We start from the raw sequence: 19,878 nt of genomic DNA, 5'->3' as shown, positions 1-19,878 counted from the left end.
GCACCGGACGGCGAGCTCGGAGGCTAGAGCACTCGCTCCAACAACCGCAGCGTCCCCGCGATGTCCACGTCGCGGTCGAGCAACCACTGCACCTGCAACCCGTCGAACGCCGCGATGATCAGCGACGCGACCTGGTCGAGGTCCGCATCGCTGTGCCGACCGGTGGCGACGAGCTCGTCGCGCAGTTGCTGCGCCAGATCAGCGCGCGCCGTGGCGAACCGCGCCGCGAAGTACGACCGCGCGGTCTCGTTCCCCGCCTCCACCGAGGCGCCGAGCAGCGTCGTGTAGAGCGTCACCAGGGCCGGCTCGCTGACGTTCCGGTGGGCGACGAACTCGAGCCGGGGGAACACGCCGCCGGTGTCGCCCAACGCCCGGTTCGACGCGTCGTCACGCTCCCGCAACACCTCGACGAGCAGGGCCTCGCGCGACGAGAAGTAGTGCCGGAGTGCGGCGTGCGAGATGCCGATCGCCTCGCCGATGGCCCGGAGCGAGGTCCCGTCGATGCCACGGGAGGCGACGACCTCGAGCGTCTGGTCGAGGATCTCCTGCCGGCGCTGCACGCCCTTGGCGTACGGCCCGCGGCTGCCGGTTCCATCGTTGGAGGTCACCCGGACCAACCTACCGGCAGCCATGAGCCGCCGAAGTGCTCGCGCAAAGTACCGGAACAAAAACTTCCGGTCGGAGGTTTTGAGTGCTACTGTCCCGATCACCTAGTAGCACTAGGGATTCAGCGGGCCCCGAAGCCCCCTATGACTCGAGGAGGAGTCATGTCGACACCGACGTCGAAGGAAGAACCCACTCGCGGCATCGCCGGAACCGCATCCCCCGCGGTCACCGCAGCCGCCGGCGCCACCGCCACGGACGCCGCAGCGTCCCGAGCGTTCTCGGTCGAGGGCATCACGCAGTCCGTCAGCACGATGCGGGTCGGCCGCGGCTACCTCTGGGGCCTCAGCTTCGCCCAGTTCGGCCTCTTCGTCGCCCTGCTCACGCCGGTCTTCGTGAGCATGTCGATCAAGGCGACCGAGCTCAACCCGTCGAACCCCGAGACGATCGTCGGTTCGGTCCTGCCGTTCGGCGCGATCGGTGCCCTGCTCGCGAACCCGCTCTTCGGCGCGATCTCGGACCGCACCCGCACCCGCTGGGGTCGTCGTCGGCCGTGGATGGTCGGCGGCGTCATCGTCTTCGTCGGTGCGCTCGCCTGGCTCGCGTTCTCGCCGAACGTCCTGCAGCTCACCCTGGCGTGGGTCCTCGCGCAGGTCACCGCCAACGCGGTCCTCGCCACCCTGACCGCGAGCTTCGCCGACAACGTGCCGGAGTTCCAGCGCGGCAAGGCCTCGAGCGTCATCGCGCTCGCGCAGAACACCGCGATCCTCGCCGGTCTGTACCTGGCCGTCTACCTGGTCGGCAACCTGCCGATGCTCTTCATCGTCCCGGGCATCATCGCGATCATCGCGATCCTCGTCTACTCGTTCGTGGCCCGCGACGAGCTGCCGACGACGCCGATCAAGCCGTTCAGCTGGGTCAACCTCATCTCGTCGTTCTGGACCAACCCGATCAAGCACCGCGACTTCGGGCTCGCCTGGTGGGGGCGCTTCCTCATCACCTTCGGCACGTTCATGTTCACGACCTACCGCCTGCTGTACATGGAGGACCGCATCGGCCTCCCGCAGAAGGAGGCCGTCGGCATCGTCGCGTTCGGTGTGCTCCTCTACACCGTCGCCCTGCTGGTCAGCGCCGCGCTCTCCGGGTGGGTGTCCGACCGCGTCGGCCGCCGCAAGGTCTTCGTGTGGAGCTCCACGGCCCTCACCGCCGTCGGCCTGGTGATCCTGGCGCACGTGGACACGGTCGGCGGGTTCTACTTCGCCGAGATCGTGATGGGCTTCGCCTTCGGCATCTACTCCGCCATCGACACCGCCCTCATCGTCGACGTGCTGCCCGACCCGGAGCGCCCCGGCAAGGACCTCGGCGTGATCAACATCGCGAACGCGCTGCCGCAGTCGCTCGCCCCGGCCGTCGGCCTCTTCCTCCTCGGCGTCGGGGGCGGTCAGAACTACACGCTCATGCTCTGGGGCGCGGGTGTCGCGGTGATCCTCGGCGCACTCGTGATCTTCCCCATCAAGTCGGTCCGGTAGACGGCGCACCAGCGCACGGTCCTGGAGGCGCGACCCGACTCACGAAGGCGAGTCGCGCCTCCAGGCGGTCACCGCACACACCGCAAGCCTCCCTGAAAGGACCAGCCATGGCACCCGCCATCTCCCTGCAGCTCTACACGGTGAACGCCGCGCTGGAGCCCGACCTCGACGGCGGCGTCCGCCGCCTCGCCGACATCGGCTTCGACACCGTCGAGGCGTTCGCGTTCGTCGACCGAGCAGCGCAGCTCAAGGAAGCGTTCGACGCCCACGGCATCACCGCGAAGACCGGCCACGCCTTCCTCGTCGAGGAGACCATCCCGCTGCCCGACGGCTCCGTGATGACCGCGCCGTCGCACGCCGACACCTTCGCCGCGGCGAAGGAGCTCGGCCTCGAGATCGTCATCGACCCGTTCGTCGGCCCCGACCACTGGACCACCCGCGAGGGCGTCGAGCGGGTCGCGGCCCGACTCAACGCCGCCGCTGCCGAGGCGGCCGAGCACGGCCTCCGTGTCGGCTACCACAACCACGACCACGAGCTCCGACCGCAGATCGACGGCCGGCCCGCACTGCAGGTGCTCGCCTCGCTGCTCGACCCGGGCGTGGTGCTCGAGCTCGACCTGTACTGGGCCTCCGCCGCGGGCATCGACCTCGTGCCGTTCATCGAGGAGCTCGGTGACCGCATCGTCGCCGTGCACGTCAAGGACGGCCCCATGCGCGACGACATCTCCACCGCGACGATCCCCACCGACCAGACCCCGGCCGGCCAGGGCGACGTCCGGCTCGCCGAGGCGCTGCGTGCCGCGACGGCCCTCGAGTACGCCGTGATCGAGTTCGACGGGTTCGCGGGGGACGTCTTCGACGGGGTCGCCCAGTCGTACGAGTGGCTCGCAGCGCAGCTCGCACCGAGCGGATCGGCGGTGTCCGCATGACCCGCACGGGCAAGGTCGGCATCGGCTTCATCGGCGCCGGCATGATCAGCGAGCAGTACCTCGCGAACCTCACGACCTTCCCCGACGTCGAGGTCGTCCGGATCGGCGACATCGACACGGAGCGTGCTGCGGCGTCGGCGGCGAAGTGGGGCGTCGCAGCCTCCGGCGACGGTGCGTCGGTCCTCGCCGACCCCGACGTCGAGATCGTCATCAACCTGACGCTCCCGGCCACGCACGTGGCGGTGTCCACGGACGCCCTCCGCGCGGGCAAGCACGTGTGGAGCGAGAAGCCGATCGGGGTCGACCGCGAGTCCGCGGCCGGCCTGGTCGCCCTCGCCGACGAGCTCGGGCTCAAGCTCGGCATCGCGCCCGACACCGTGCTCGGCCCGGGGTGGCAGACCGCCAAGCGGGCGATCGAGGCCGGTGCGATCGGCACGCCGCTGACCGCGGTCACGAGCATGCAGTGGCAGGGGCCGGACGTCTTCCACCCGAACGCGTCGTTCCTCTACGCCAAGGGCGCCGGCCCGCTGTTCGACATCGGCCCGTACTACTTCACGGCGCTCGTGCACCTGCTCGGGCCGATCGACTCCGTCGTCGCGACCGGGTCGCGGTCCCGCGAGACCCGAGAGCTCGTCGTCGGGCCGAACGCGGGCCAGTCGTTCCCCGTCGAGGTGCCCACCCACGTGTCCGTCCTGTCGTCGTTCGAGCAGGGTGGCAACGCGCAGTCACTGCTGTCGTTCGACACCCCGCTGTTCCGGCACGGCGTCTTCGAGGTCAACGGCACCGAGGGCACGATCGTCCTGCCCGACCCGAACACGTTCGGCGGCGGCCACCCGATCCGGATCGCCCGACCGATCCCCGTCGGTGCCTCGTGGCCGTTCGAACAGGAGTGGGAGACGCTCCTCGACGAGGAGCCGACGGTCGGCCGGGGCCTCGGTGTGCTCGACATGGCGCGGGCCATCCGCGGCGGCGGTTCGCACATCGCGACCGGTGCCGTCGGGTACCACGTGCTCGACGCGATGGTCGCGGTGGAGGAGTCCATCGAGCGGCGGTCGTTCGTCGAGGTCGAGTCCACCGTCGGGGCGATCGCGTCCCTGCCGGAGGACTTCGACCCGTTCGCTGCCACGCTCGAGACGGCGCCGGCCGCGGTCTGACGGCCGTGGCACCAGACAGGAGGCCCTGCCCACGTCCGCCTCGTGCGGAACGTGCGCAGGGCCTCCCGTCGTGTCCGTGGTCACCAGGGGACGACGCCCGCGTCCTCGAAGAAGCCACCCCGCGGGCCGTCGTCCGGCAGCGTCGCGAGCCGCACCGCGGTCGCCGCGCCCTGCGCGGCCGAGCGGTCGCCGCTGAAGCCGTTGAAGTCCGTCGCGACGAGCCCCGGGCATGCAGCGTTGACGATGACCGGGGTGTCCGCGAACGCCCTCGCGTACTGGGTCGTGATGCCGTTGAGGAACGTCTTCGACGGGGCGTACGCGGCCATCACCGGACCCGGCTGGCGGCCGAGGGACCCCATGCTGCTCGACGCGTTCACGATGCGCGGCGCGGGGGAGCGGCGCAGTAGCGGCAGCATCGCGTTCGTCACGCGGACGACGCCGTAGACGTTGACGTCGACGACCTGCCGGACGACGTCGAGGTCGAGCGTCGTCGGATCCTGCGTCCACGTCACCGGGTCGAACGGTCCCGAGATCCCGGCGTTGTTCACGAGGACGTCGAGTCGGCCGAAGCGCTCCTCGACCTCTGCCGCAGCGTCCGCCACGCTCTCGTCGCTCGTCACGTCGAGCCGGACCCCGTGGGCGTCGACCCCGCTCGCCCGCAGTCGTTCCACCGCTTCCTCGCGACCGGTGTCGCTCCGTGCCCCGACGAGCACGCGCATCCCCGTCGCACCCAGCTGCTCGGCGATCGCGTACCCGATGCCCTTGTTCGCGCCGGTCACCAGCGCGGTCGTCTTGTCGTCCATGTGCTCGATCGTCGGTCCGGGGTGGTTCCCGCGTCCAACACCGATCGGGTGGGTGGTGATACTCGCCGGGTATCGGCCGGCGTAGGCTGCCGGTCGTGGACGATGTCGAGACGCGCGAGCTCCGGTACTTCGTCGCCGTCGCCGAGGAACTGCACTTCGGCCGCGCGGCGCTCCGGCTCGGGATGGCGCAGCCGCCGTTGTCGCGGGCGATCCGGCAGCTCGAGGAGCGGATCGGCGTCCGGCTCTTCGACCGTGACCGTCGCGGCGTGACCCTCACCGACGCGGGGTCGGCGCTCCTCCGCGAAGCCCCGGCCGCCCTCGACGCCGTGCGCGCTGCCGTCCGGCGGACCCGACGCGCGGGGTCACCGGAGCAGCGGCTCGTCCTCGCGACGAAGGCCGGGTCGTCGCACGAGTTCCTGCAGGCCCTGCTCGACGCCGCCCCCGAGGACGTGCCGGTCGACGTGGTGCTCTGCGAGATCGGTGAGCAGGCGGGACTCCTCCTCGACGGCACGGCGGACGTGGCGGTCATGCACCGGCCGTTCGACGACTTCACCGGGATCGAGTCGGTCGACCTGTACTCCGAGCCGCAGGTCGCGATCGTCCCCGCCTCCCACCCGCTCGCCGACCGCCGGTCCCTCACGATGGCCGAGGTGTCGTCGGTCCCCGACCTGCCGATGGCGCGGTGGCCGCTCGCCGACTGGACCTACCCGCCGGGACCGGGGCCGGAGGTGCACTCGCAGTCGCAGCTGGCGCAGCTGGTGGCGCTCGGTCGGACGCTGCTCGTGATCCCGCGCTCGAGCCGGGCCTGGCAGTGGCCCGAGCACGTCGCGGTGCCGGTGCTCGACGCACCCCTCGCGACGACGGTGCTCGGGTGGCCGGTCGGGCGGGAGACGCCGGCGGTCGCGCGGCTCGTGGCGACCGGGCTGCGGATCGGGGAGGCCGCGGGCGCGGTCAGCGCCTGACCGGGCCGGTCAGCGCCTGACGGGGCCGGTCAGCGGCGCGTGGCGTGCTGCCGCAGCGCGACCACCACGCGGTCGAGGAAGTCGCCGACCTCGTCCTGGCGGTAGCCCTCGCGGAACTTGGTCGGCTGGAAGCGCGCCAGGGTGACGTCCTCGGGCGTCAGCGGGTCGACCGGACGTCCGGCCTCGTACCCGGCCAGGGTCGCCCGGACCCGGTCGAGGAAGTCGTCGACCTCGCGCTGGTCGTACCCTTCGCGCCACTTCGTCGGTGCGAACTTCGCGTTCGCCACATCGCTCGCGAGCATGCTCTCCCCCTCGTGCCGGACCCCTCGTGCCGGCGTGTTCGACGATCCTCGCACAGGTCACCCGGCGGGTGTGCCCGTCCAGACCCGGTCGATCGGCACCTCGTGGCCGAGCACCGCGACCGCCGCACGGTGCCCCGAGTACAGCGCGCCGGCCACGGTCGCGGGGTCGTCGGTCCACGTCGCCTCGCCCGCCAGGTGCACGCGCCTCGCGATCGGCACCGCGAGGTCGTCGTGGTCGCTCGTCGTCGACCCCGGCAGCATGTGCGCGTACGAGCCCCGGGCGAACGGGTCGTCCTGCCACGCCGTCACGAGCACCGACGTCGGCGTCCCCACCGCGTCGCCGTACAGTCGCCGGAGCTGCTCGAGCACCGAGTCCGCGACCCGCTCCTCGTTCCAGTCCCGGATCGCCCGCGCTGCCGGACCGGCCGCGAAGGTGAGCAGCGTCGGCACCCCGTCGAGCCGCGTCAGGTCGTACCAGGAGTGCCACCACCGTCCGGCCGGACCGAGCTGCCGGACCGCGTAGACGTCGGCGTCCCAGAACCGTTCCGGGAACCGCAGGACGACCTTCTCGAAGGCGTTCATCCGCAGCCGTCCGAGTGCCTGCCGGTGCCGTGCGGGCAGCGGTGGCTCGATCACGAGGTCGCCGGCCTGCAGCACCCCGACGGGCACCGTGACGACGGCGGCCTCGGCGTGGAACGGGCCGCGGCTGCTCGTGACCACCACCCCGCCGTCCCCATGGTCGATGCGCTCGACGACGTGCCCGAGCCGGACGTCGAGCCCCGCGGCGAGGTGTGCGGGCAGGGCGTCGTAGCCGTCCGGGAACACCACCTCGTCGCCCGCGATCGTGTCGTCGTCGAGCCCGTGCGCGGCGAGCTCGTCGCTCGCGACCCCGTACTGCTCCTCGCTCCGGTGCTCGAGGTGCTCGCTGACCCGTTCCGCCCGCTCGGCGTCCCAGCCCTGCGCCGCGACGGCCCGGGCGACCACGTCGCGGTAGCTGTCGAGCGGCGCCGATCGCTCGACCTCGTCGGCCAGGGCGCGGTCGACCGTGCGTACGTCGTCGGCGAACCGGGCGGCTGCACCGGCCTCGAGCCGACGACCGTCGGGCCCGTGGTACCCGATCGGCCGGCTGTCGACCTGGTACCCGCCGACGGTGAACTCGACCGTGCGGATGCCGAACGCGGCGACGGCGTCGGCCACGGCGTTGTCCTCGACGCCGTGGATCCACGAGGCGCCGAGGTCCGTCACGTGCCCGTCGGTCCGGTCGGTGTGGACCCGACCGCCGATCCGGTCCCGGCCCTCGAGCACGACGACCCGGCGCCCGGCCCCGGCGAGCACCCGTGCGGCCGCGAGCCCCGCCACGCCCGCACCGATCACGACGACGTCCGCGTCCTCCATGCTGGTGCTCCTCTCGGGACTGGATCAAGATTGACACAGCCAGGTGCGGAAATCGTTGCTGAGGTCTAGTTTCAGTGCTCGTATCCACAGAGTCGTGGAGTTACGGCGACGGTTTCCGTCGCTCGCCATCGAGAGAGCGTGGTGGTCATGCGAGACGAACGGGTCGTGACGGTGTCGACCGAGACCGTCGGCACGGAGAAGGGACTGCGACCGGGGGCCATCGGCCTGGTCGGCAGCGTCGTCATGGGCATCTCGTCCACCGCGCCCGCCTACAGCCTGGCCGCGAGCCTCGGGTTGGTCGTGGCCAGTGGGGGAGCGCTCCTCGCCGGGGTGAAGGCCCCGGCGATCATGCTGCTCGCGTTCATCCCGATGTGGATGATCGCGGTGGCCTACCAGGAGCTCAACCGCGAGGACCCCGACTGCGGCACGACGTTCACCTGGGCGACCCGGGCGTTCGGTTCCGTGACGGGGTGGCTCGGCGGGTGGGGGATCATCGCCGCGGACGTCATCGTGATGGCGAACCTCGCCCAGATCGCCGGCTCGTACGGGTACTCCTTCGTCGGCGTCCTCACGAACGACCCGGCGATCAGCGCCCTCGGGAACAGCACGCTCTGGTCGACCGTCGCCGGGGTGGCCTGGATCGCCGTGATGACCTTCATCTGCTACGTCGGCGTCGAGGTGTCGGCCCGGCTGCAGTACGTCCTGCTCGGCATCGAGGTGCTCGTGCTCGTGATGTTCGCTGCCGTCGCGCTCGTGCGGGTCGGCACCGGCAACGGCGTCGAGGGCTCGATCACACCCTCGCTGTCGTGGCTGTGGCCGAGCGGCATGGACTTCGGGTCGGTCATCGCCCCCGCCATGCTCACGGCGATCTTCATCTACTGGGGCTGGGACACCGCCGTCTCGCTCAACGAGGAGACGAAGGACCCCGAGAAGACCCCTGGCCGTGCAGCCGTCATCAGCACGGTCCTGCTCCTCGTCATCTACGCCCTCGTGTCGATCGCGGCGATCGCGTTCGCCGGCGTCGGGACGAAGGGCATCGGCCTCGGGGCGCAGGGCAACGCGGACGACGTGTTCTCGGCGATCGGCCCGGCGCTCTTCGGCAACTCGTTCCTCGGGCACGCGGCGATGGCCCTGCTGTCGTTCTCGATCCTCACCTCGGCGTCCGCCTCGACGCAGACCACGATCATGCCGACCGCCCGGACCTCGCTCTCGATGGCGGTCTACAAGGCCCTGCCGTCGCACTTCGCCCGGATCCACCGGCGCTTCCTCACGCCGACCTGGTCGACCATCGGGATGGGCATCGCGTCGATCGGCTTCTACGTGCTGTTCACCGTGATCTCGACGAACCTCCTCACCGCCCTGATCGGTTCCGTCGGCCTGATGATCGCGTTCTACTACGGGCTGACCGGCTTCGCGTGCGTCTGGGTCTACCGACGGACACTCTTCAGCACCGTGCGGAACTTCGTCATGCGAGGGCTCGTCCCGTTGCTCGGCGGCCTGACGCTCGCGGTGACGTTCGTCTACGGACTCGTGCAGTTCGCCCAACCCGACTGGCTGCAGGGCGACGACGGGAAGGACGTCACGATCCTCGGCATCGGAGCGGTCGCCGTGGTGGGCGTCGGCGCGATCCTCATCGGTGTCGTGCTGATGGTCGTCTGGTGGCTGCGGTCCCCGGACTTCTTCCGGGGGCGGACGCTCACGAGCACGAGCAACATCCTCGTCCTCGACGGCACGGGTGGCGTCCCGGAGCCGACCGTCATCGCGCCCGACTTCTCGAACCTGCCGACGGGCAGCATCGCGGTCGACGAGGAGACCGGCAAGCGGTTCCGGCGGACGCGGTCGCGTCGCCGCGACGACGACTGATCTCGCGCACCGGCGGCGGACGGGAGGCGCGGGGCGGGCCCGCACCGTGCCTCCCGTCCGTCAGTCCACCAGCTCGCGCCGCAGCGACCGCAGCACCGGCAGGAGCGTCTCCAGACCGCCGGGTCCCACCTCGAACGGGCGGCCGAGGGCCGTCCGCGGCGGCAGGACGAGCTCGCCTCCACCGACGAGGTCGAACCAGAGCGCGTAGTCCACGCGGGAGCCGCGTGCGTCCTTCGTCGCGAGGTCGATCGTCCGGATCCGCGACCAGGGCAGATCGATCACCGGCGCCTCCCGGTCCGGCGCCCATCCGTGCATGCCGGCACGATCGAGCGTCCACACCTCGGGACGGGGACGCGGGAGGTCCTCGGAGGTCCGGATGCTCTTCGTCAGCACGGGCAGGAAGAACGCGGGTTCGCGACCGCCCGCGCGGATGCGGGCGAGTGTCCGTCGGTCACGACGTCCGCTCCACCAGGTGCCGACCGACATCACGATGCCGACGACGGTCAGGAACAGCTCGACGAGGACGACGCTGCCCACGCGACTGCTGCGGTCCATCTGCTCGACGAAGGCCGGCGAGCCGAACTCCGCGACGATGAGTGCCGGTGCACCCAGCACCAGGACCGCCGCAGTCAGGTGGATCGGCCACTGCCGCGGCGCGGTCCCGTCACGGAGCCGTCGCACCCACCCGTCCGTCACGTCCTGCACGGTCCCATCCTGCTCGGACGTCAGTCGGTGCGGTCAGTGCCGGTGGGACCGCCGCCGGCCGAGGATCGCGTCGAGCACCCGCGAGAACCGCGGGCGCCGCGCCACCGGCTTCGTCTCGATGGAGCGGGTCGGAGCGCGGAGCGCGAGATCGTGCAGCATGTTCCGCTTCGAGCCGTCCCAGTTCGCGAACAGGTACGCGCCGCCGAGGAACGACAGGCTCCGAACCGGCGTGCGCTTCCACGAGTCGGCCGCGACGTAGTACCCGGCGTGCCCGGCGTGGATGTGCTTGATCACGGTGTCGACGTCGATGACGCTGGTGGTCGTCACGACGGCGGTGATGCCCGTTCGGTCACGGGCGACGTACTCGATGAGGTGTTCAGACACGAGGGCTCTTGGTCGGGTCGGGGCCCGTCGAGGTCGGGGAACGCGACACGACGAGGCATGGCCGGAATCGTCGTTGCTTCCGAAACCAAGAATACGCCGAGAACTCTGTGCAGGGCGAGGAGGAACCTGTCCGGATGCGCACCGTGAACACCACCGGGGGGATCCTGTTCGCCGCCGTCCTGGCCGTTGCCCTGACCGGGTGCAGCGGCGGGACGACCGCCGGCCCCACCGCCACCGCCACCGCCACCCGCACCGTGACCGCCACGCCGACTGCGGTCGCCGAGAGCCCGACCCCGACCCCGACGTCGACCCCGACCCCCACGCCGACGTGCGGCCCGTCGAGCGGTGCCGAGGCCGCCGCCCAGCCGATCGCCGACCTGCCGCTGCCGGCCGGGCTCGAGGACGCGAAGTGGGACGCCGCACGGGCCGACACGTCCGGGTACGAGGCGTGCGCCCCGCTGTCCTGGGTCACGGTGAGCCTGGACCTCGCGACCGGCAGCTCGCCCGTCGCGATCCTGCTCTTCCACGACGGCCGGTACCTCGGCACGGCCACGAAGGAGCAGTACGGCTTCGTCCCGGACATCAGCCGGACCGACCCGTCGACGATCGCGGTGGCCTACCGCTACGCGAAGCCGGACGAGTCGACGGCGGACGCGAGCGGTCGGACGGACGCGACGTTCCGGTGGGACGACGCTGCCGGGCGCGTGGTCATGACGGGGCAGGTGCCGCCGGCCGGCTGAGCCGCGACGCCGCGACGCCGCACGCCGGCTGCCGTCCGCCGCCCGCCGTGGGCCTGTCATGCTGGACGCCATGCCGTTCCTCCGCACCGCCTGGCCGGGTGTCGCGCTCGCCCTCGTGATCGGGCTCGCCGCCACCGTCGTCGGCCGCGAGGTCCCGGTCGTCGGCGGCCCGGTCCCCGCGGTCGTGCTCGGCGCCCTGGTCGGGTGGCTCGTCCGCCGACGACGACACCACGAGGGCACCGGTGCGGGCTCGGGCGGTGATCTCGGCCTGCTGCAGCCCGGCGTGAAGTTCGCCTCGAGCCGGGTCCTGCAGTTCGCCGTCGTCCTGCTCGGCGCCCAGCTCTCGATCGCCGAGGTGCTCCGCATCGGCGGCGAGACGCTGCCCGTGATGCTGACGACCCTCGTCGTGTGCCTCGTCGCAGCGTGGGGGATCGGTCGGCTGCTCCGGGTCTCGAGTGCCCTCCGCACGCTCATCGGCGTCGGGACGGGGATCTGCGGCGCCTCGGCGATCGCGGCCGTCACGCCCGTGATCGGCGCGGTCAGCGCGGACGTCGCCTACGCGATGTCGACGATCTTCCTGTGCAACATCGCCGCCGTCTTCGTCTTCCCCCTCGTCGGCCACGCACTGGGGCTCTCGCAGCACGCGTTCGGCGTCTTCGCCGGCACCGCGGTGAACGACACCTCGTCGGTGGTCGCCACCGCGACCGTCTACGGTCGGCAGGCGACCGACACGGCGGTGGTCGTGAAGCTGGTCCGGACGCTCATGATCATCCCGATCGTCGTGGGGCTGGCCGGCCTGGAGGCGCGGCGCACCTCCCGCGCGCAGCCCACCACCGACGACGGGTCCGGTCGCGCCGGGGGCGTCCGCGTGTTCCGGTTGGTCCCGTGGTTCCTGGTCGGGTTCCTCGTGGTCGTGCTCCTCCGCACCCTCGGGGTCCTGCCGGCCGCAGCGGCCCCGGGGTTCTCCACCGCCGCGACGTTCCTCATCACGGTGGCGCTCGCCGCGATCGGGGTCTCGACGGACTTCGGCGCGCTCCGGCGGGCGGGGTTCCGACCGATGCTGCTCGGGATCGCGCTGTGGGTGCTCGTGGCGGGGACGAGCCTCGGCGCGCAGGCGGTGTTCGGGCTCCTCTGACGGCGTCGAGGCTCACACGATGCGGGAGTCGATCACCGCCCGGTCGCCCCGGTACCGCGAGAACCCGTACTCCACCGGGGTCCCGTCGGCCAGGCACATCAGCCGCTCGATGTGGAAGATCGCCTGCCCCGGATCGATGTCGAGCAGGTCCGCGCTCCACTGGTCGGCGTTCACCGTGCTGAGCAGCAGTCGACGAGCGACCGGCCGCTGCCCGACCCGCCGCACGAGCACGTCCGGCACGTACTCGGTGAGCGGCTCCGACACGAGGTCCGGGAACCGCTCCTGCGGCACCCAGCTCGTCCGCACCCGGCTCGGCTCCCCGTCGAACGAGATGAGGCTCTCGACGAAGTACGCGGCGCTGCCGTCCATCTCGAGGTTCCGCCGGACGGTCTCGGGCGCCGGCACGAGCTGGACGCACAGGTGCACGATGCTCAGCCGCGGGGAGTCGAACACGCTGCCGCCGGTGTTCTCGCCGTAGATCGTGACCTCCTCGGTGGTCCGGGCGAGGCTCACCGAGGCCACCGGACGCACGCCGAACGTGCCCGACCGCGGTGCCCGGGTGAGCAGGCGCTGTTCCTTGAGGAGCGTCAGCGCCGCGCGCAGGACGTTCCGCGTCGTGCCGTACAGGTCGAGGAGCTCCCACTCGTACGGCAGCGGTCCGGTGAACCGACCGGCGACGATGTCCGCGCGGATGAGGTCGGACACCTGCCGGGCGGCGTCCGAGCGTCGGTTGAAGCCGATCCAGTGCCCGGGCGTGACGTCGCCGATGGCCATGTCCGTCCACGGCGGGACCGGACGACGTCCCGCGGTGCCGTCCAGTCGGTCGTCGGGTGCGACGTCGGTCACGAGACCACCCCCACGGTCGTGGTGTCGCCGGTCCACCCGGCCCACCGGAGGAACTCCCGTGCGAGGCGCACCGGGTAGTCGGGTGCCTGGATGTCGATGGACACGAACACCCGGCGGTAGAAGGTCGGACCGCCGAGCAGGTCGACGGCGATCCCGAGGTCGACGTCGGGCCGCAGGTCGCCGGCGTCCATCGCCCGCTGGAGCATCGCGTTCACCCGGACCCGTCGGTCGAGGTGCCACGCGGCGACCGCCTCGGCCACCCGGGGCTCGTGCGAGGCGAGCTCCACGATGAGCGGCAGCGCCCGGCCGACCGGGGTCGCGACGAGCGCGTGCACCCAGCCGCGGGTGAGCCCGAGGACGCCCTCGTCGATCGGGGCGTCGAGGATCGTCGGGATCGACTCCTCCATCAGGCGGATGACGGTCTCGGTGAGGAGCACGTCGCGACTGGACCAGCGCCGGTAGATCGTCGCCGCCCCCACCCCGGCGGCGTCGGCGACCGCCCTGATCGTGAACGCGCGGGGGTCGCCCTCGGCGAGGATCGCGATGCACGCCGTGTACACGGCCTCGTCGACCGCGGCGTTCCGGGGCCGTCCGCGGACCGGGGCCTCGGTGCTCACGCGGCGCTCCAGAGCGCGAGCACCCGGTCGATGCCCCACACCTCGCCGATCTTCGCCTGGATGTCGAACAGGTTCGCCTCGTGCACGCTCGGCAGTCGGTCGCCGACGGCCTCGCGCACGACGATCGGCACGAAGCCGTGCTGCATGGCGTCCGTCGCGGTGGCCCGGATGCACCCGCTCGTCGAGAGTCCGGCGATGAAGAGCGTGTCGACCCCTCGTGCGACGAGGTCGGCGGCCAGCGAGGTCCCGAAGAACGCGCTCGGGTACTGCTTCGGCACGAGGGTGTCCCCGTCGACCGGCGCGAGCCCCTCGATGAACGCGCCGGTGGACGTGCCGGGGAGGTACGCCGCGAGGGCCGGCACCTTCCGGAAGAACACCCCCGCGTTGGAGCCGTCGGCCGACAGCGCCATCGTCGTGACGGCGACGTGCACACCGGCCACCCGGGCCGCGGCCGTGAGCTCGCGCATGCGCTCGACGGGTTCCTCGACGCCGGCGTACAGCCCGCACGCCGGGTCGACGTAGGCGTTCACCGGGTCGACGACGACGAGCGCCGCCCGTCGGCCCGGTTCGAGCGCACCGGTGTAGCCGGCCGAGACGTAGTCGTCGTGGTCGTCGGTCATGCGGTCCTGCTTCCGTCGTGGGGCTGGCTGGTGGGGGCCTGGAGGCGCGGCGCGACCCCGGCACGTCGGCCGGCGGTCGGCCCCTGCGTGCGGTCGGTGCCCGTCGTGGCGGTCATGCGCTCGTCCCCGGCTCGGGCACCGGGCCGGACGTGTCCGGTCGGAGCGGGGCCTGGCGGTCCGGGGGGCCGAACGGACCGAACGCGACGATGAGCGCGCCGACGACCGCGCACCCGGCGAACGTGAGCGCGGCGGTGCGCACGCCGTCGACGAAGGCCTGGACGTCGGTCGCCGGCAGGCCGAGCAGGCTGCCGTCGTACGCCGCGGCCTGCTGCGCGGCGGAGAGCCCGCTCGTGGCGATCGCCAGACCGAGCGCCGTGGAGAACAGGAAGCCCGCGTTCTGCAGCGCCGACCGGATGGCGTTCGCGATGCCCCGGCGGTGCTCCGGGACGCGGGTCATCAGGGCCGAGGTGCTCGGCGTCATGAACACCCCGGTGCCGACCCCGACGGCACCGAGTCCGACGGCCGTCACGGCGTAGGCACCGTCGTCGGCGAGCGACCCCGCGAGGACCGCTGCCCCGACCGCGATGAGCAGCATGCCGATGGTGGAGAGCGTGCGCGCGGGCACCCGGCGGGCGAGGACCCCGGCGCTCGCCGCGGCCACGGTCGTGCCGATCGGGGTGGGGAGCACCCAGAGCGCGGCCTCGACGGCGTCCTTGCCCGAGACGGCCTGGAACGACAGGGACGCCAGGAGCACGAGGGCGTAGCTCGACAGCGCGCACAGGCCGGCGGCCGAGAACAGCGTGATGGTCGCCCGGTCGCGGAAGATCGCCGGGTCGACGAGCGGGTGCGGGACCCGGCGCTCGGTCCACACGAACACCGCTCCGAGCAGCACCGCGCCGGAGGCCATCGCGACCACCGGGACGGCGGCCCAGCCCGCGGAACCGCCGACCGACACCGCACCGACCAGCAGTCCGACCGCGGCCACGGAGAGCACCGAGCCCGGGACGTCGAGGCGTTCGCCGGAGCGTGGCCGGGCGGTGCGGGGGATGAGTCGCAGCGACCAGACGAGCCCCGCGAGCGAGATCGGGACCCCGGCGAGGAAGATCCACCGCCAGCCGAACGACTCCGCGACGAGGCCGCCGACGACCGGACCGATGACCTGTCCGACGGCGGCGACGGTGGCGTTCAGCCCGAGGCCGAGCGACAGGATCGACTCCGGGAACACGTCGGTGAGGAGCGCCGTGGTGTTCGTGACGATGGCCGCCGCACCCACGCCCTGCACGAGTCGGGCGGCGAGCAGGACGGCGGCGTCCGGTGCTGCACCGCACGCCAGCGACGCGAGGAGGAAGACGAGGATGCCGGCGATGTACAGACGGCGACGCCCGACGAGGTCTGCGATCCGGCCGAAGACGAGGATGAGCGTCGTCGTGGTGAGCATGTAGCTGAGCAGGACCCAGCTGGACTGCAGGGCGGAGGCGTCGAGGTCACGGCTGACGTCGGGGAGCGCGACGAGCAGGGCGCTCGAGGAGATGAAGACGAGGACGACGCTCAGGCTCGACGCGCAGAGCACCTGCCACGCGCGTCGGCGGGCGCCGTCCTCGTCCGTGGTGCGGTTACTGATCGGTCGACCCTCTCGTGGCGGATGCCGGCGGCACCCGGTGGTGGTGGTCGGTGACCTCCTGGAACGCGGCGGCGGCGGACAGGACGAGTCGGTCGTCCCAGGGGCGTGCGACGAGCTGCACGCCGACCGGCAGACCGTCCGGCGCGGTCCCGGCGGGCATCATGAGCGCCGGGAAGCCGACGTAGTCGAAGACCCGGGTGTTCCGGGGGATCACGTCGTGCAGGTTGTACGGCACGCCGTCGACCGTCATGGTGAGGTCGTCGAGTCGGGGCGCCGTGGCACCGATCCCCGGCGTGAGGACGACGTCGACCCCGGCCTCGTCCATCCGTGCGACCATCGCGGCCTGCACGAGCGGACGACGTCGGAGGGACCGGAGGTAGTCCGCGGCCGTCGGTGTGAACGCGACGTCGAACCGCGCACGGGTGCCGGCGTCGAACAGGTCGGCGGTGGCGGCGTTGGCCTCCTGGTTGGCCGCGAGTTCGCCGTAGAAGACGGTCCAGCACTCGGCGTCGATCGCCTCGAGGTCGTCGAACTCGATCGGCACGATCTCGGCCCCGAGTGCCGCGAACCGGTCGACCGCGGCCGCGTGCGCGTCGAGCACCGCACGGTCCACCCGCTCGGTGAACCAGGCCCGGGGCACGCCGATGCGCATCCCCGCGATCCGTCCCGGTGCCGCCTCGACGAGCGGGACCGCGGTGTGCGTCGTGGGGTCCTGCCCGTCGCCACCGGCGATCACGGCGAGCACGAGCGCGAGGTCCTCGGCGGTGCGGGCCATCGGTCCGACGTGGTCGAGCGTCCACGACAGGCTCGCGACGCCCGTGCGCGGGACGAGGCCGTACGTCGGCTTGATGCCGGTCGTCCCGCACAGCGCCGACGGCACCCGGATCGATCCGCCGGTGTCCGACCCGAGCGCGAGCGGGACGATGCGTGCGGCGAGGGCGGAACCGGAGCCGGTCGACGACCCGCCCGTCCAGCGCTCGGGGTCCCACGGGTTCCGCACGGCGCCGTACCGGGCGTTGTGCGGGCCGCCGCAGGCGAACTCGGTCGTCGCGGCCGTGAACACCGGGATCGCCCCGGCAGCACGGAGCCGGGCGACCACGGTGGCGTCAGCGGGGGCCACGCGGTCACCGGTCTGCAGCGAGCCGCTCGTGACGACCGTGCTGGCGACGTCGATGATGTCCTTCACCGCGAACGGCACGCCCTCGAGCGCACGGGCCTCGCCCGCGGCCCAGCGCCGGGTCGACTCGACCGCTGCCTGCTCGGCGCCGTCGACCAGGCGGAGGACGGCGTCGGACCACACGTCGTCGCTCGTCCAGTGCGGGGCGAGGGCTCCGACGACGGCGGCGGGGGTGGTGGAACCGTCGCGGTAGGCCGCGAGCAGCTCGGTGACGCTCGCCGCGGCGGGGTCGGACGCCGTCGCGGCCGTGGACACCGTGGACGCCGGACCGGGGGCGACCGGTGCTGCCGGCGTCGGTGCCGCGTCGATCGCCGCCGCGAGGAGCCGGGTGAACAGCGCCTGGCTGTGCCCGGGCTCCGCCGGCAGGGACGACGGGGCGGCCGGGAGCGGGTTCGCGCGGCTGTCGTGCAGCGCCTGCTCCAGCTGGGGCGCGATCGTCCCGCGCACGACCGCGAACACGTCCGTCACGCCGGCACCGCCGCGGCGTGGGCGTCCGCGAGGTACCGGAACACCCCGGGCTGCCGGTCGCGCCCGAGCGGGAAGTCCTCCCGCGCCGCGGCCACCTCGGCGACGTCGAGCGTCGCCCGGACGATGGGTCCGGCCTCGTGCGCCGGGGCGGAGACCACGAGCTCGCCGCGGGGCGACACGACCGACGAGCGGCCGAAGTAGCTCACGGTCTTGCCGTCCACGGTCTCCTCGCCGCCGCGGTTCGGGGCGACGACCCAGGTCTGCGTCTCGAGGGCGCGCACCTGCAGCTCCTGCGTGAAGAGCGTCTCGCGGAACCCCATCGAGGAGACGAGTACGAGCATCACCTCGGCACCCGCGGCCCGTGACGCGAGCCAGTACTCGGGGAAGCTCCGGTCGTAGCAGATGAGCATGCCGAAGCGGGTGCCGAGGGCGTCGAACACGACCGGCCCCGACCCCGGCGCGAAGTAGTGCTTCTCGTCGACGTCGGAGATCGCGTTCGTCGGGATCGACGTCTTCCGGTACGCCGGCACGCGGTCGCCGTGCACGTCGGTGCCGTGGACGAGGGTGCCGTCGGCGTCGATGAGCACCGCGCTGTTGTACTGCGCGTCGCCGGCGTCCTCGTAGAGGCCGAAGACGACCGCCGTGCCGAGTCGCCGCGCGGCCTCGGCGAACCGTGCCGTCGCCGGACCGGGCACGGGCTGCGCCCAGGCCTTGCGGCTGTCGTTCCGGACGCCGCAGAAGTAGGGAGTCGTGGTGAGCTCGGGGAACACGACGAGGTCGGCGCCCTCGGCAGCCTGCTCGAACAGCGCGATGAGGCCGTCGAGCGCGGCGTCGCCGTCGGCGGGGATCTGCCCGGCCTGGACGACCGCGACCTCGAGGGTCGGCGCCGTGCTGCCGGCCGTCATGCGGTGACCGCGCTCGGGGTGACGGCGGGCGCCGACGACACGACGCCCTCGCGGGTGCGCATGAGCGGCTGGATGCGGGTGCCGAAGTCGTCCATACCCTGCAGGAAGTCGTCGAACACGAGCATGATGCCCTTCGTGCCCGCGACGTCGGCGGCCTCGTCGAGCATCGCCGCGACGTGCTCGTAGGAGCCGACGAGCGTGCCCATGTTCATGTTCACGGCACCCTCCGGCAGCGAGATCCGCTTCGCCGTGTTGCCGTCCTCACCGTTCGTGTCGGTGAGCGCCTGCCCGGTCATCCAGGCGATGGCCTCGACGTCCACGCCGTCGCTGTAGCGCTGCCACTTCTCCTGCGCGGCCTCGTCGGTCTCGTCGGCGATGACCATGAACAGCACGTACGAGCCGACGTCCCGCCCGGTCTGCTCCCGCGCAGCGAGGAGCGCCTCGTTCTGCTCGGCGTACGCGGTCGGGGTGTTCACGCCGACGCCCATCGAGAAGTTGTAGTCCGAGTACTCCGCCGCGAACGCCATGCCCTGCGAGGACTGCCCGGCCGAGACGATCGGGATGTGCGACGTCGGCTTCGGCAGCATCCGGCAGTCGTCCATCTGGAAGTACTCACCCTGGAAGTTGCTGACGCCGTCCTCCCACAGCTCCTTCATGACCTGCATGTACTCGGTCTGGTAGGCGTAGCGACGCTTGAAGTGCACCTCGTCGCCCGGCCAGAGCCCCATCTGGTCGTACTCCGCCTTCTGCCACCCGGCGACGAGGTTCAGCCCGAAGCGCCCGTGCGAGATCGAGTCGATAGTGGCGGCCATGCGTGCGGCGATCGCCGGCGGGATGGTGAGGACGGCCGTGGTGGCGAACAGGCGGATGCGCTCCGTCCGGGCAGCGAGGCCGGCCATCAGGGTGAAGGACTCGAGGTTCTCGTCCCAGAACCCGCTCGGGCCGCCGAAGCCGCGCAGCTTGATCATCGACAGGGCGAAGTCGAAGCCGTACGACTCGGCCTTCTGCACGATCTCGAGGTTGAGGTCGAACGAGGGCTTGTACTGCGGCGAGGTGGTGGAGATGAGCCAGCCGTTGCTGCCGATCGGGATGAAGACTCCGATGTCCATGGGGGACTCGC

General features: G+C 72.1%; 19 protein-coding genes and 2 pseudogenes. 7 read left to right on the top strand and 14 right to left on the bottom strand.

From position 1 onward, the window contains the following. Window positions 1-23: 23 nt before the first annotated feature. Window positions 24-608 carry a TetR/AcrR family transcriptional regulator gene (locus ACIPEP_RS16965; protein ID WP_254790859.1) on the bottom strand — a complete coding sequence of 195 codons (585 nt, stop codon included), beginning with the start codon at window positions 606-608 and terminating at the stop codon, window positions 24-26. Window positions 609-767: 159 nt separating this feature from the next. Between ACIPEP_RS16965 and ACIPEP_RS16960 the strand changes: the two genes are divergently transcribed. From ACIPEP_RS16960 to ACIPEP_RS16950, 3 genes are all read left to right on the top strand, one after another. Continuing rightward, a complete protein-coding gene (locus ACIPEP_RS16960) occupies window positions 768-2,132 on the top strand; it encodes an MFS transporter (protein ID WP_071295715.1) in 1,365 nt (454 codons plus the stop codon). A gap of 107 nt (window positions 2,133-2,239) precedes the next feature. Further along, window positions 2,240-3,061 carry a sugar phosphate isomerase/epimerase family protein gene (locus ACIPEP_RS16955; RefSeq protein ID WP_402717887.1) on the top strand — a complete coding sequence of 274 codons (822 nt, stop codon included), beginning with the start codon at window positions 2,240-2,242 and terminating at the stop codon, window positions 3,059-3,061. Continuing rightward, window positions 3,058-4,215, top strand: coding sequence for a Gfo/Idh/MocA family protein (locus ACIPEP_RS16950; RefSeq protein ID WP_402717886.1), 1,158 nt, complete (start codon window positions 3,058-3,060; stop codon window positions 4,213-4,215). Before ACIPEP_RS16955 ends, ACIPEP_RS16950 begins: the two co-directional genes overlap by 4 nt. An 80-nt stretch (window positions 4,216-4,295) precedes the next feature. On the opposite strand, the gene ACIPEP_RS16945 is transcribed toward ACIPEP_RS16950, so the two are convergent. Then, window positions 4,296-5,018 carry an SDR family NAD(P)-dependent oxidoreductase gene (locus ACIPEP_RS16945; protein WP_402717885.1) on the bottom strand — a complete coding sequence of 241 codons (723 nt, stop codon included), beginning with the start codon at window positions 5,016-5,018 and terminating at the stop codon, window positions 4,296-4,298. Between the two features lie 95 nt (window positions 5,019-5,113). On the opposite strand from ACIPEP_RS16945, the gene ACIPEP_RS16940 reads away from it, so the two are divergent. After that, complete coding sequence (locus tag ACIPEP_RS16940; protein WP_402717884.1) at window positions 5,114-5,980, top strand: LysR family transcriptional regulator; 867 nt, start codon at window positions 5,114-5,116, stop codon at window positions 5,978-5,980. A gap of 47 nt (window positions 5,981-6,027) precedes the next feature. Here the strand turns inward: ACIPEP_RS16940 and ACIPEP_RS16935 are convergent. From ACIPEP_RS16935 to ACIPEP_RS16925, 3 genes and pseudogenes are all read right to left on the bottom strand, one after another. Next, window positions 6,028-6,141 (bottom strand): annotated as a pseudogene (locus ACIPEP_RS16935) (DivIVA domain-containing protein); the annotation flags it as partial. 45 nt (window positions 6,142-6,186) lie between these two features. Next, window positions 6,187-6,282, bottom strand: a pseudogene (locus ACIPEP_RS16930) (DivIVA domain-containing protein); the annotation flags it as partial. 57 nt (window positions 6,283-6,339) lie between these two features. Next, on the bottom strand, window positions 6,340-7,677 hold the full coding sequence (locus tag ACIPEP_RS16925; protein WP_402717883.1) for a flavin monoamine oxidase family protein: 1,338 nt from the start codon (window positions 7,675-7,677) through the stop codon (window positions 6,340-6,342). A 147-nt stretch (window positions 7,678-7,824) separates the two neighbouring features. Here ACIPEP_RS16925 and ACIPEP_RS16920 point away from each other — a divergent pair, with 147 nt between their 5' ends. Continuing rightward, window positions 7,825-9,540, top strand: a complete 1,716-nt coding sequence (locus ACIPEP_RS16920) for an APC family permease (RefSeq protein ID WP_402717882.1) — start codon at window positions 7,825-7,827, stop codon at window positions 9,538-9,540. Between the two features lie 60 nt (window positions 9,541-9,600). Here the strand turns inward: ACIPEP_RS16920 and ACIPEP_RS16915 are convergent, their stop codons facing one another. Continuing rightward, complete coding sequence (locus ACIPEP_RS16915) at window positions 9,601-10,245, bottom strand: hypothetical protein (protein WP_402717881.1); 645 nt, start codon at window positions 10,243-10,245, stop codon at window positions 9,601-9,603. Window positions 10,246-10,278: 33 nt separating this feature from the next. Then, on the bottom strand, window positions 10,279-10,629 hold the full coding sequence (locus ACIPEP_RS16910) for a hypothetical protein (RefSeq protein ID WP_071295720.1): 351 nt from the start codon (window positions 10,627-10,629) through the stop codon (window positions 10,279-10,281). Between the two features lie 143 nt (window positions 10,630-10,772). Between ACIPEP_RS16910 and ACIPEP_RS16905 the strand changes: the two genes are divergently transcribed. Together ACIPEP_RS16905 and ACIPEP_RS16900 are read left to right on the top strand one after the other, a co-directional pair. Beyond that, window positions 10,773-11,369, top strand: coding sequence for an LppP/LprE family lipoprotein (locus ACIPEP_RS16905; protein ID WP_402717880.1), 597 nt, complete (start codon window positions 10,773-10,775; stop codon window positions 11,367-11,369). A gap of 70 nt (window positions 11,370-11,439) precedes the next feature. Further along, on the top strand, window positions 11,440-12,504 hold the full coding sequence (locus ACIPEP_RS16900) for a YeiH family protein (protein ID WP_402717879.1): 1,065 nt from the start codon (window positions 11,440-11,442) through the stop codon (window positions 12,502-12,504). Window positions 12,505-12,516: 12 nt separating this feature from the next. On the opposite strand, the gene ACIPEP_RS16895 is transcribed toward ACIPEP_RS16900, so the two are convergent. From ACIPEP_RS16895 to rutA, 7 genes are all read right to left on the bottom strand, one after another. Then, the gene (locus ACIPEP_RS16895; protein ID WP_070418011.1) at window positions 12,517-13,350 is read right to left on the bottom strand and encodes a GntR family transcriptional regulator; all 834 of its coding nucleotides are present in this window, start codon (window positions 13,348-13,350) and stop codon (window positions 12,517-12,519) included. Then, a complete protein-coding gene (locus ACIPEP_RS16890; RefSeq protein WP_070418012.1) occupies window positions 13,347-13,967 on the bottom strand; it encodes a TetR-like C-terminal domain-containing protein in 621 nt (206 codons plus the stop codon). The genes ACIPEP_RS16895 and ACIPEP_RS16890 overlap by 4 nt, the downstream gene beginning before the upstream one ends. Then, window positions 13,964-14,587: an isochorismatase family protein gene (locus ACIPEP_RS16885; RefSeq protein ID WP_402717878.1), complete on the bottom strand. Its 624-nt coding sequence runs from the start codon at window positions 14,585-14,587 to the stop codon at window positions 13,964-13,966. The genes ACIPEP_RS16890 and ACIPEP_RS16885 overlap by 4 nt, the downstream gene beginning before the upstream one ends. A gap of 112 nt (window positions 14,588-14,699) precedes the next feature. Further along, the gene (locus ACIPEP_RS16880; protein ID WP_402717877.1) at window positions 14,700-16,157 is read right to left on the bottom strand and encodes an MFS transporter; all 1,458 of its coding nucleotides are present in this window, start codon (window positions 16,155-16,157) and stop codon (window positions 14,700-14,702) included. A 43-nt stretch (window positions 16,158-16,200) separates the two neighbouring features. Then, window positions 16,201-17,853 (bottom strand): amidase, encoded by a 1,653-nt coding sequence (locus ACIPEP_RS16875; protein ID WP_402717876.1) that lies wholly within the window; start codon window positions 17,851-17,853, stop codon window positions 16,201-16,203. Next, window positions 17,850-18,758 (bottom strand): carbon-nitrogen hydrolase family protein, encoded by a 909-nt coding sequence (locus ACIPEP_RS16870; RefSeq protein ID WP_402717875.1) that lies wholly within the window; start codon window positions 18,756-18,758, stop codon window positions 17,850-17,852. Before ACIPEP_RS16870 ends, ACIPEP_RS16875 begins: the two co-directional genes overlap by 4 nt. Further along, complete coding sequence (gene rutA, locus ACIPEP_RS16865; RefSeq protein WP_402717874.1) at window positions 18,755-19,867, bottom strand: pyrimidine utilization protein A; 1,113 nt, start codon at window positions 19,865-19,867, stop codon at window positions 18,755-18,757. Before rutA ends, ACIPEP_RS16870 begins: the two co-directional genes overlap by 4 nt. Window positions 19,868-19,878: the final 11 nt, after the last annotated feature.

Origin of the sequence: Curtobacterium sp. NPDC087082 (genome assembly GCF_044745045.1) — a bacterium.
GTDB lineage: Bacteria > Actinomycetota > Actinomycetes > Actinomycetales > Microbacteriaceae > Curtobacterium.
This window is presented reverse-complemented; position numbering and strand designations above follow the sequence as displayed.

Bases quoted from the DNA above. Each gene is read 5' to 3' on its own strand.
- ACIPEP_RS16960 (WP_071295715.1), top strand. From the start codon at position 768: ATGTCGACACCGACGTCGAAGGAAGAACCCACTCGCGGCATCGCCGGA.
- ACIPEP_RS16955 (WP_402717887.1), top strand. From the start codon at position 2,240: ATGGCACCCGCCATCTCCCTGCAGCTCTACACGGTGAACGCCGCGCTG.
- ACIPEP_RS16950 (WP_402717886.1), top strand. From the start codon at position 3,058: ATGACCCGCACGGGCAAGGTCGGCATCGGCTTCATCGGCGCCGGCATG.
- ACIPEP_RS16945 (WP_402717885.1), bottom strand. From the start codon at position 5,018: ATGGACGACAAGACGACCGCGCTGGTGACCGGCGCGAACAAGGGCATC.
- ACIPEP_RS16925 (WP_402717883.1), bottom strand. From the start codon at position 7,677: ATGGAGGACGCGGACGTCGTCGTGATCGGTGCGGGCGTGGCGGGGCTC.
- ACIPEP_RS16920 (WP_402717882.1), top strand. From the start codon at position 7,825: ATGCGAGACGAACGGGTCGTGACGGTGTCGACCGAGACCGTCGGCACG.
- ACIPEP_RS16900 (WP_402717879.1), top strand. From the start codon at position 11,440: ATGCCGTTCCTCCGCACCGCCTGGCCGGGTGTCGCGCTCGCCCTCGTG.
- ACIPEP_RS16885 (WP_402717878.1), bottom strand. From the start codon at position 14,587: ATGACCGACGACCACGACGACTACGTCTCGGCCGGCTACACCGGTGCG.
- ACIPEP_RS16870 (WP_402717875.1), bottom strand. From the start codon at position 18,758: ATGACGGCCGGCAGCACGGCGCCGACCCTCGAGGTCGCGGTCGTCCAG.
- rutA (WP_402717874.1), bottom strand. From the start codon at position 19,867: ATGGACATCGGAGTCTTCATCCCGATCGGCAGCAACGGCTGGCTCATC.